General features: G+C 55.7%; 1 rRNA gene. It reads right to left on the minus strand.

Annotation, left to right across the window (positions count from 1 at the left end):
• A 5S ribosomal RNA gene (rrf, locus tag DDE18_RS22535) occupies positions 1-103 on the minus strand; the annotation flags it as partial.
• Positions 104-255: the final 152 nt, after the last annotated feature.

Consider the following 255-nt stretch of genomic DNA (forward strand, 5'->3'; position numbering starts at 1 on the left):
TACTCTCCCACAGCCTCGCGGTTGCAGTACCATCGGCGCTGAAAGGCTTAACTTCCGGGTTCGGTATGGGACCGGGTGTTTCCCTTTCGCTATGGCCGCCGTAACTCTGTCAACTTTTCAAACCCCTTGGGTTTGTTGGTTGGGAACTGCCTAGTGGACGCGTCACATGCTCCATGTGGTGATGTGTTTTGTACGGTGTTGGGACAAGCCCTCGGCCTATTAGTACCGGTCGGCTGGGCATTGCTGCTGTACACC

This window comes from Nocardioides gansuensis, from assembly GCF_003076135.1.
GTDB classification, from domain to species: domain Bacteria; phylum Actinomycetota; class Actinomycetes; order Propionibacteriales; family Nocardioidaceae; genus Nocardioides; species Nocardioides gansuensis.